The sequence below is a fragment of the Methylobacterium sp. CCH5-D2 genome (genome assembly GCF_001556475.1).
In the GTDB taxonomy this organism is placed as follows: Bacteria; Pseudomonadota; Alphaproteobacteria; order Rhizobiales; family Beijerinckiaceae; genus Methylobacterium; species Methylobacterium hispanicum.
Genome location: NZ_LSIX01000303.1, coordinates 1 through 9,488 on the forward strand (window position 1 = coordinate 1; position 9,488 = coordinate 9,488).

Sequence of the window (9,488 nt, forward strand, 5' to 3'; positions counted from 1 at the left end):
CCGCGGTGCGGTGGGCCGGGACGATGCCGGCCTCGCACGCCGACTCGGTGATGCCGAGCACGGCCGCGACGCTCGCCGGGTCGTCGCTCGAGGCGTAGCCGATGCCGACCGCGGTCACGCTGATCACCCGGTGGCCGGACAGCGCGATCGGCGCGGGCACCGTGACGGCCTGCTCCGGGCGCCGCCCGAAGACCTCGTCGAGGTAGATCAGCGCCTCGGCCGGCGAGAGGAAGCCGAAGCCCGCGCCGTCGGCGAAGTCGGCGTAGGTGCCGCCCGCCAGCGTCTTGTCCTGGCCGACGCGGCGGATGTGGATCCGGCCAGCGTCGTCGAGAAGCGCCCGCAGCGTGCGCGGGGCGAACGGCTCCTCGTGGCTGCTGATCCAGATCACGTCGCAGCCGGCGTCGTACCAGACCGCCGTCCTCACGGTCGGCCCCAGATCGAGGCGGGCGCGACCAGCACCGTCTCGCTGATCGTCGTGATCGGCACGGAGCTCGTCAGGTAGAAGGCGCAGCCGTTGGCGAGGAAGCCGGCCAGCGCCTGGACCCGGAGCCGGAAGGTGACGCGCTCCGGCTCCAGGGCGGCGGCGAACAGGCTCTGCGTGTCGGCGGCCACCGGCCCGAGCGCCGAGCCGACATCGGCCTCGAGCCGCACCTCGCCGCCCGCCACCTGCGCGGTCACGATGAGGTTGATCTGGAAGTCGTAGAGATCGCCCAGCGCCCGGGCCGCCACGCGGTTATCGACCCAGAAGGCGTGCCCGTCGAAGGGCGGGTTGAGGTAGTCCTGAACGCTGGTCGGCTCGAACAGCACCGGCCCGCGCACGCCCGGCTCGAACGTGTCGGAGGCCTCCAGCATGCGCTCGGTGTAGGTGATCTGGCCGAGTCCGTAGGAGCCGACCGGGCCCGCCCCGCCCGCCGGGCCGCGCGGGCCCACCGGGCCGGTCTCAACCAAGATGGCGGCGGGCAGGCGCGGCGCCGGGACCATCACCACCGGCGGCGAGGCGGGGACCGGCACGTAGACGATGCGCGGCTCAGTCACGGCGCAGCCCCGACATGACGCTGAGCGTGCCCCAGACCCAGGTCCGGCGGCGGTCGCCGATCACGCGGCGCAGCTCGTAGCTGTGGACCCCGCGCGGCAGCTCCAGGCTCTCGCCCGCGGTGTAGGCCCAGGCAACGGTGCGGGCGGACACATCCACGGTCAGCGTGGTCACCGGGTCCTCGGAGCGCAGCACCATGTCCGCGCCCGCGCCCGCCCAGCGCACGGTCAGCTCGAACTCGGACCCGGCAAGGAGGTCCGGCGTGCTCGCGTCGCCGAAGCACCACTTCACGGCCGGCTCATTGTCGCCGCGCCAGATGACGATGTCGCGCTGCGGCGGTGTGATCGGGGCGGGGGAAGCCGTCATGGTCAGCCCTCCGAGGTCTGGCCCGCCTTGCGGGAGTCCTTGCCGGCCTTGTCGTCCGGCTGCTTCAGCTCGAGCTTCGTCGTGGCGCCGCCGCCCTCGCCTGGGCGCAGCGTGTGGGTGACGCTGGCGATCCGGTAGGTGCCGTCGATGCCGGCGCGTGTGCCGGATACGATGCAGGTGCCTTCGGCCCGGGCCTGCGGCTCGATGTCGATCTCGACCGTGCCGCCGCCCTTGTCCCGCTCGGCCTCGGTCTTCCGGCCCTCGCCGCGCGCCTTCGCGTCGTCCTTGTCGCTGCGCTTGCCCCGGAGCACCGCCGAGGCGCCGCCCGTCGCGCCCGAGGTGTCGATGTCCACCTTCTCCTCGAAGAACTTGGCCGTCTTTCGGTCGAAGCCCTGGACGCGCACGTCGCGGTAGACGGAGCGGGCCTCGAACGGCTCGATGTCCACGTTGAGCAGGTTGCCCGGGTTGGTGGCCTGGATCGTCGGCAGGGGCTGGCCGCTGGCGGTGACGCCCTTGCCGCGCTTCACGAAGACGGCCTTGTCGCCCTGGATCTTGAAGGCGGCCCCGTACTCCCGGGCGAGGCGGTTGCCCTCGTGGATGAACGACCGCCCCTCTGGACCGCGCCACGGGCTCTTCATCTTGCCGAGCTGCTCGTCGACCTTGATCCCGGAGAGCCCCGCCTTTTTGGCGAACTCCTCCAGGTACTCCTTCAGGGTCGCGTCCTCCTTGGCGAAGTGCTTGCCCTCCTTGGCGCCCTTCTCCGCATCGAAGCCTTTGGCCGAGATGATGAGCCGGCCGCCGTCGCCCTTCGCCAGGGTGTAGCGCGGGCTCTCGGTCTTCCCCTCGAACACCTTCACGCCGAGGATCGACACGCTCAGCATCAGGCCCTTCTTGAGCATGATCAGCCGCCCGTCGTCGGCGAGCGTGAGCCGGGCCGTGTCGCTCTCGGTCCCGTCCTGATCCTGGACCTCGATCTCCATGACGTAGGGGTTGAAGCGCGAGGTGTAGTTCTGGCCGTCGAGCGTGATGGCCCAATCCACGGTGAGCGGCATCGCAGCCTCAGTCGAAAAGGGAGACGGCAGTCACCGACAGGCGCCGCTCTCTTTCCGGCGGCAGGTCCGGGATCAGGACGGGCGTGCCGACCGGGATGTAGGGACCGAACGCAGCGAGGCCCGGGTTCAGCGCAAGCGTCTCGGCAAGTCGCGCCGAGGTGGCGCCGCGTCGCTTGCCATGGCGCCAGAGGAGCAGGTCCAGCGTGACCTTCTCGCCCGCTACGCGGATCGTCGTCGGCATCGCGTCACCCGAACAGGCTGATGAACTGGGACAGAAGGTCGGTCGAGGACCCGAGATCGGGCTGTCCGACCGGCTCCAGCTTCAGCTCGTGCTCGATCTGCTGCCCGATCCCGCCGGTGTGCGGGCCGATTGCGCTGTGGGTCTCGCTGACGCTGATGATCCCGTAGAAGCCGAACACGCGCCCGTCCGCCCGGGTGACGAAGACGGCCTGCCCGGAACGGCACAGGCTGTGCGCGAGATCCAGGCTCGACAGGCCGGCGATGGCGTTCCGATTGAAGGGATGCAGCGTGCCCTTCAGCGTCAGCGTCTCCTCGCCCTCGCCCGTGAACTCGCGGTCCGGGCGGCGCCCGAGTAGCTCCTTCTTCGCCCAGGAGGCCGACGCCTCCCGGGACCACTCCTCGATGTTGTACGGGCGCCGCGAGATGGTGAGCGGGCCGACCTGCCAGAGCATGCGCTACCCCATCCCTGTATCGGCGAACGCGCCGGAACGCGCGGAGGCGACCTTGCCGGTGCGCCCCATCGCGCCGCCCGCGTTCGCGGCTGCCGTCGAGAGGGCGCTGACCTTCGCTGCCGCGCCGTCGGCGCCGCTGTTCACCTGCGAGATCAGCCCGAGCACGCGCCCGAGCTTCTCGATGATGCCGTCCACGGGGGCGCTGTTGACCGGCGGCGCGATGGTCTTCTGCCCGACCTCGTCCATCTTGGTCCCGAGCTCGTCGAGCTTGGTCTGGGCGCCCTCGACCTGAGAGGTGTCGACCTTGGGCGCGATCGTCTGCCCGGGCCCGAATGCATCATCCACGTTGCCGTAGAGGGTCGGCACGCTGGCTGGCCTGCGCGGCGGCAGCGGCGTCACGGCCGGCATGGGCTTCCGCCCGGAGAGATCGATCGGGAAGGCCTCGTTGAAGGCTGTGCCGTTCCGCGAGCCGCCGCCCTGGCCGATCGGGCCAGTCTGCCCCTGGATCGGTGTTGTCGGTTCCTGCAACATGCTCGGCGGACCCTTCCGGAAGCCTGCCGTCTCCATGTCGAGATCGCCCTGCGCACGCTTGGCCGCCGCGAGCGCCGCCCGCTTCGATCGGAGCACGCCGTCGATCTGCTCCTGCAAGCGCCCGGTCTGCCGCATCGTCCGCTCGGTCGCGGTGATGTCGTCCTCGATCGCCTTGATCTGGCCGGCCTGCTCCTTTTTCCGCTCCGGCAAGGTCTCGGCCAGCTTCTCACGCGCGGCCTCGCCGGGCAGATCCTTCAGGAATTTGCCGACGCCGAGCAGGCCCCCTTTGTTGTAGGCCTCGTTGATGCGCTCGATCGCCTGCGCGGTGCCCTCAAGCGCCTTCGCGACGCCCTGGATCCGGTCGCTGGTACCGAAGGCCGAGTCCATGAACCGGGCGCCGGCCTGGCCGGCGCGCTGGGCCGAGTTGCTGAGCCGGTCGAGGGCCGACTGCGAGTCCTTCGTGACCTGCTGCAGATCTTTTGAGACGGTGCCGGCTGAGGTCTCGCGGATCGTGGCCGAGAGCTTTTGCCACTCGCCCCGATAGGTCATCAGGGCCCGCACACCGCGACCGAACTCTTGGTCGGCGATGAGGTTCGGCAGTTTCGAGAGGTCGCCCTTCAGCGCCAAGTTCGCGGCCTCCTCGAACACCTCGATCAGGTTCCGCCCCTCCTTGCGCCCCTTCTTCATGGCCGCCTCAAGATCGACACCCATCTTCTTGAAGCGCTTGACCGTCTCTTCGCTCTCCATCTTCTGGAAGATGTTGGTCAACGAGGTCGCCGCCTCCTCGGATGAGCCGGTGCCCTTCCGGATCACCTGCAGCATGGCGACGATGTCGGAGAGCCCCTGCTGCCCGGCGAAGCCGACCGCCTTCGCGGCCGGCGACAGGCTCGGCAGGTAGCGGGCCATATCCTTCAATTCGAACTGCCCGGCCTTGCCGCCCGCCGCCATGATGTCGAAAGCGGCCTGCATCTCCTTGCCGGCGATATTGAAGTTGGACCCGACCGAGTCGGCCGACTTCGCGATGTCGTCGACCTCGGAGCCCGTCGCAGCAGCGGTGCGCGCCACGGAGGGGAGGAAGTCCATCGCCTCCTTCAGGCTGCGCCCCTGCGCGACGAGCGCCTCCAGACCGCCGACGAGGCGATCAACTGGCGTGGCCGTCTCTTGTGCCAGGTCATGGACGCTGGCGCCGAGCTGGTCGATCTGCGGCCGCGCGGCGTCGGCCGTCTGCCCGATCATGGTGATCCGGCGGTCGAAGGCGGCCGCCTGCTTGTAGGTGGCCGCCGCGGTGTAGGCCGCCGCGCCGGCGCCAAGGAACCGCCCGCTGGCCAGCCCCAGGCCGCCCGTGACCCCGCGCCGGCCAGGCGCCCCGGCCTCTCGCGCCTGCGAGGCGAGCGCGTCAGCCGCGCGCGCGCGCTTCTCTGCCCGTGTCTGCCGATCGAGCGCCGTCGCTGCGGCCTGCGCCTTCGCCGCGACGGACGATTGCGCCGAGGCGAGCGACGTCATCGGGACACCGAGCGCTGCCAGCTCGCGGCGCAGACGCTTGGCCGCCTCGGCCTCCGCCTCGAACGCGCTGGCGGCCGAGCGCACCGACGCGCGGGCGCGGGCCTGCTCTCGCTCCAGCGTCCGCACGGAGCGGGCCGCCTCCTTGTCGCCGGCCGCCGAGAGCTTACGCGCCACCTCCAGCTCGCGGCTGATCCGCTCCAGATCCTGGCGCGCGCCGTTGAAGGCAGTGCGCGAGGTGCCGAGCGTCTTCATCCGGTTCTGCAGCTGCGCCAGCTTCTCGGCCTGCGCCTGCGCGTCCTTCAGGTCCTTCGTCAGCTTGTCGAGCGCGGGCGTCGCCATGCCCTTGCCGAGGCGCTTCCCGGCCGCGGCGACGCCGTCGAGCGCGCCGGCCATGCCCTTGGCCGGGCCGGAGACGCGATCGACGAGCTGCGCGATGAGCTGCGCGGTGCGAGATGCCATGCGGGGTTCTCAGCCTTCAGCGTGCCACTGCGCGATCCGGACGGCCTCGGCGTGCCACGCGAGGATCTCGGACCAAGGCTCCGGGCGGAGCGCCGGGAGCGGGGTACTCAGGAGGTGGGCGAGGTCTGCTGCGAGGGTTCGCCACTCTCGCCAGGCTGGCGAGCGAAGGCGAAAGGGTCGAGCGCTTCGATGACCGCCTCCATCTCGGCGGCGGCGATCCGGCCGACGGCTTCCTGCGGCCAGCCGCACTCGACCGCCAGCATCGCGACGAGCGCCGCGGTCGAGGATCCGGTGTTCGCCAGCACGGTCTCGTGCATGGCGACGCCGGCAAGCGTCGCGCTCTCCATTGTCAGCACAGCGAACTGCCGTCCGTCTTTCAGCACGACGGGCTTGGCGAGGGTGTAGCTCGGCATGCTAGATCCTGGATGCAATCTGGAGAAAAGCTGTGTCGAATGAGTTCGCCCCGAAGCCCCACGATTGGGGTGGCTTAGCGATCATCGCGCTCGTAAACGCTGGGGCGTTCTTCATCATTTCCGGGGAGATAAGCGGAGCTGCCGCCTATAAGACCAGCACATCCGGCTCGGTTTCCATCGCGGAAGCCGCCTACATTGGCTCTCTCTGGACGAAGTCCCTTACCTATGTGGCGGCTTTGCTGGCCTTCAACGTCTTCGCGTTCGGGGTCGGGATCTGTGCGAGGATCACTCGAATGCACCGAGCGATCCTTTGGGCGGCCGACAAGGGCCGGTAGGAGAGCGACCGCCCCGCGGCTGATCAGATCCCCAGCGCCCGGCGGGTGGCGGCGAACCAATCCACGCCGCCCGACCGGGCGATGTTCTCGTCGTCGTCGAAGTAGAACAGCTCCTCGCCGTCGATGATCAGCTCGTAGTGCGTCACCTCCGCGAAGGTGTGGTTGCAGCCCATGAGCTCGCCGGGCGTGTTCTCGTCCGGCTCCCAGGTGTTGACCACGCCCTCGATCGTGGCGCGGGCCGGCACCACGCCGCCCTTCCGGACCCGCATCGAGCCCGCGAAGACCCACTTCTCCATGGCGGCGCCAGAGACGAGGCCGAAGTTCTTCAGCACGTCGAGGTCTGGGCCGTGGGTGGCAAACTTCGGCTCCAGCGCCTCGATCTGCGGGTAGCTGAGGTTGAGCTTCGCAATCGAGCCGCCCGACATCATCTCGGCCGTGACGCGGGTGAGCGCGGGCAGCGCCATGGTCTTGATGATCTTGCGGCGCGAGGAGTCGGGCTGCGTCGCCCGCCGCACGTCGATCGCTTCCATGATGTAGGGGTACTGCGCGGGCATCGCGGTCGTCCTTCAGGCTGATGCTGGGGGAGGAGGGCCGGCGGCCCGCTCAGAGGATGGCGGCCGCGTTGATGCGCGCGGCGATGTCGGCGACGAGGTCGTTCACGGCCTGGCGGTAGCGGCGCACGTTGCGCTTCGCGACGCGGAACACCGGGGCCTCCTCGATGCCGAGATCGGTGGTCAGGCGGCCGGCCCGGACCTGCTCCGGGCTGTTCTGGTCGGGCTTGAACTCGACCTTGTAGCCGAGGATGTCGTCGGCGGCCTTGTGGTCGCGCAGGTTGAACTTGAGCGAGTTGATCCAAGCCTCGGCATTCGAGGCGCTGATCTTGCGGCCGAGGAACAGGCGGGTGATCCGCATGTGCTCGACGTCGATGTAGTCGGCGCCGCGCACCTGATGGATCTGCTGCCAGAGGTCGCCGTCGCTGGCGCAGTTGTCGGTGCCGATGAAGACGAAGCCGCCGTCCGCGATGGCGCCGTCGATATCGACCTCGCCCTGCGTGACGATCGAGACCTCCGCGGCGAGGAGCTGCTGGCCTTCGACCGATCCGTCCCGCAGGTCGAACGGGATATCGCGGGACGTGTTCACGAGCCCGTAGATCTGCCGGTTGGCGAAGGGCTCGAACGGCTTGCCGCCGCTCTGGAAGTCCACGCGGGTCATCAGGCCGAGGATGCGCGGTGCCATGGGGCGGGTGATGACGGTGGTGCCGTCGGTGTCGAAGACGCGCGCGGCCACGCCCACCGGCAAGATGCGGTCCGAGCCGATCTTCTCCCGAGCATCGATCGCAGCGTCGCGCGAGGAGTCGTCCACGTCGACCACGGCAACGGCGAGGAGCGCGGAGAGCACCTCCGGCAGGGCGGCGATCACCGGGTTGGCGTCGGTGCCGGTGCGCTGCGCGGTGTAGCCCGGCACGCCGACGAGGCGGGGTGTGGCGTTGATCTTCTGGGGCGCGTACTTCAACGCCTCCAGGCCCTTGATCACGTTCGCCATGGTGGCGGCGAGCTTCGCGGCGGCATCCGCTCCCGTGCCTTCGGCACAGCGGATTACGGTGATGTCGGCCGCTTGCGAGCCGGGCGCGAGCTGCGCGTTCACGGCCCGCACCGCGTCGGCGAGGTAGCCGCTGCCGAGCTTCGACGTGAAGGTGGTGTCCGAGGAGGTGAACCGCACCGCCTTGTAGGAGGCGAGGTCGGTGCTGACGCCGGCCGGGAACAGGATGTCGTCCGCGCCCGTGGAGGTCGAGACGAAGGCGATCTTCGAGAAGTCGATCGGTCCGGTCGCCAGGGGCTCGTCGGAAAAGCGCTGGTCGATTGTGCCGAAGACGGGAGCGGTGGCCATGGGTGGTGTCTCCACGCTGAGAGGCCCCACCGGCGAGCCCGGCAGGGGTGAAGGGCGGCCCGGAGGCCGGTGTCAGGAGCGGGTTTGGTTGTTGCTCCGTCCCGATGGTCGTCAGGAGCGCAACGGCGACGATTGAGTTAGGACAGGGTAGAACGACGGCGGCCGCTAGTTGCACGCCGGGAAGCCGCTCGCCAGAAGGGTAGCCGCTTCAAGGGAACACATTAGGTCAGAGACATCCGCATGGTCCTCCCACGTCACGTCTTGATCGCAACGCCAGCCTATGGAGGCATGGTGACGATACACTTCCACGAGACCGTGACCTCTATCGTGAGGGCGGCTCCAAGCTTCCGTGTCCCGACGAAGATTTCCCAACGCCTAATCAGCATGTCCGTCCTTGATCTTGCTCGCAATATTCTCGCGAGCTACGCTTTGGCCAACCAGGATATCACGCATCTGTTTTTTGTTGATGCCGACATGGGATTTGGGTCGAGCCTGCTGGAGAAGATGCTTGATTTCGACAAACCTGTTGTCAGCGCAATATATCCGGCCAAGCAGCTCAAGGCGGAGCGGGTGAAAGAGATGGCTGTGTCCGCGCAGAGCGCGGAACGCCTGTTTTCTATGGCGAATGACTTCGTCGCACCAACTGTCATCACGTCGGAGGGGTCGAACGGACCCATTCTTCAGGTGTCAGACGAGGGTTTTACCCGCGTACATTCAACAGGAGCCGGAGTCCTGCTCATCAAGCGCGAAGTTTTGGAGCGAATGAAAGAGATCCCCGGGCTTTGGGCCCCAGGGTTCCAGGGAGGGCCGGGATGGGCGAACGGTCTCCTCCAGGCTTTCCGCCCAATCGAGAGCAAACACGGAGCATTCTACGGTGAGGACTACTCTTTTTGCCATCGCTGGATCGTCGAGTGCGGTGGTGAGATCTGGGCAAACGTGACCGAAGACATCACGCACGTGGGGCAATTTGCATTCACGGGACGTTTTGCCGACAAGCTTCGGCCGTCATAACGATTCCGAGCCAGCCCGAGGCTTGGGCGTCCAAACGTTCGAGCAGGCTCAAGCCGGCCACAACGCGTCATCCGCAACGTTCGCGATGACCGCACCCGCTCGGATACGAGCCTTCAGCTCAGTGCCCGCGAAAATGAGATCCTTTTTCCGCGTGCCCATCGTGTCGCCCATCTCGATCACCGCCTGGGCGTCCATGGCGACGAGCG

Annotated in this window: 12 protein-coding genes; 2 read left to right on the forward strand and 10 right to left on the reverse strand. The window is 68.4% G+C overall.

The window, feature by feature from the left end; genetic code table 11:
* The 8 genes from AX737_RS07975 to AX737_RS08010 form a co-directional block, all read right to left on the reverse strand.
* Positions 1 to 424, reverse strand: a 424-nt coding sequence (locus AX737_RS07975) for a hypothetical protein (protein WP_156453588.1), incomplete at its 3' end; no start/stop codon positions are given.
* Positions 421 to 1,035 (reverse strand): hypothetical protein, encoded by a 615-nt coding sequence (locus AX737_RS07980; RefSeq protein ID WP_156453589.1) that lies wholly within the window; start codon positions 1,033 to 1,035, stop codon positions 421 to 423. The genes AX737_RS07975 and AX737_RS07980, both read right to left, overlap by 4 nt.
* Entirely contained in the window at positions 1,028 to 1,399 is a 372-nt protein-coding gene (locus AX737_RS07985; protein WP_066920424.1) for a hypothetical protein, read from the reverse strand. Before AX737_RS07985 ends, AX737_RS07980 begins: the two co-directional genes overlap by 8 nt.
* A 2-nt stretch (positions 1,400 to 1,401) precedes the next feature.
* The gene (locus AX737_RS07990; protein WP_066920426.1) at positions 1,402 to 2,451 is read right to left on the reverse strand and encodes a hypothetical protein; all 1,050 of its coding nucleotides are present in this window, start codon (positions 2,449 to 2,451) and stop codon (positions 1,402 to 1,404) included.
* A gap of 7 nt (positions 2,452 to 2,458) precedes the next feature.
* Positions 2,459 to 2,692 (reverse strand): tail protein X, encoded by a 234-nt coding sequence (locus AX737_RS07995; protein WP_066920428.1) that lies wholly within the window; start codon positions 2,690 to 2,692, stop codon positions 2,459 to 2,461.
* A gap of 4 nt (positions 2,693 to 2,696) precedes the next feature.
* Positions 2,697 to 3,143, reverse strand: a complete 447-nt coding sequence (locus AX737_RS08000) for a phage tail protein (protein ID WP_066920431.1) — start codon at positions 3,141 to 3,143, stop codon at positions 2,697 to 2,699.
* A 3-nt stretch (positions 3,144 to 3,146) separates the two neighbouring features.
* Entirely contained in the window at positions 3,147 to 5,636 is a 2,490-nt protein-coding gene (locus AX737_RS08005; protein WP_066920433.1) for a phage tail tape measure protein, read from the reverse strand.
* Between the two features lie 107 nt (positions 5,637 to 5,743).
* Complete coding sequence (locus AX737_RS08010) at positions 5,744 to 6,049, reverse strand: hypothetical protein (protein WP_066920435.1); 306 nt, start codon at positions 6,047 to 6,049, stop codon at positions 5,744 to 5,746.
* A gap of 32 nt (positions 6,050 to 6,081) precedes the next feature.
* On the opposite strand from AX737_RS08010, the gene AX737_RS08015 reads away from it, so the two are divergent.
* A complete protein-coding gene (locus AX737_RS08015) occupies positions 6,082 to 6,384 on the forward strand; it encodes a hypothetical protein (protein ID WP_066920437.1) in 303 nt (100 codons plus the stop codon).
* A gap of 23 nt (positions 6,385 to 6,407) precedes the next feature.
* Here the strand turns inward: AX737_RS08015 and AX737_RS08020 are convergent, their stop codons facing one another.
* Positions 6,408 to 6,938, reverse strand: coding sequence for a phage major tail tube protein (locus AX737_RS08020; protein ID WP_066920439.1), 531 nt, complete (start codon positions 6,936 to 6,938; stop codon positions 6,408 to 6,410).
* A 49-nt stretch (positions 6,939 to 6,987) separates the two neighbouring features.
* Complete coding sequence (locus AX737_RS08025) at positions 6,988 to 8,271, reverse strand: hypothetical protein (protein ID WP_066920441.1); 1,284 nt, start codon at positions 8,269 to 8,271, stop codon at positions 6,988 to 6,990.
* A 315-nt stretch (positions 8,272 to 8,586) separates the two neighbouring features.
* On the opposite strand from AX737_RS08025, the gene AX737_RS08030 reads away from it, so the two are divergent.
* On the forward strand, positions 8,587 to 9,282 hold the full coding sequence (locus AX737_RS08030) for a hypothetical protein (RefSeq protein WP_156453590.1): 696 nt from the start codon (positions 8,587 to 8,589) through the stop codon (positions 9,280 to 9,282).
* Positions 9,283 to 9,488: the final 206 nt, after the last annotated feature.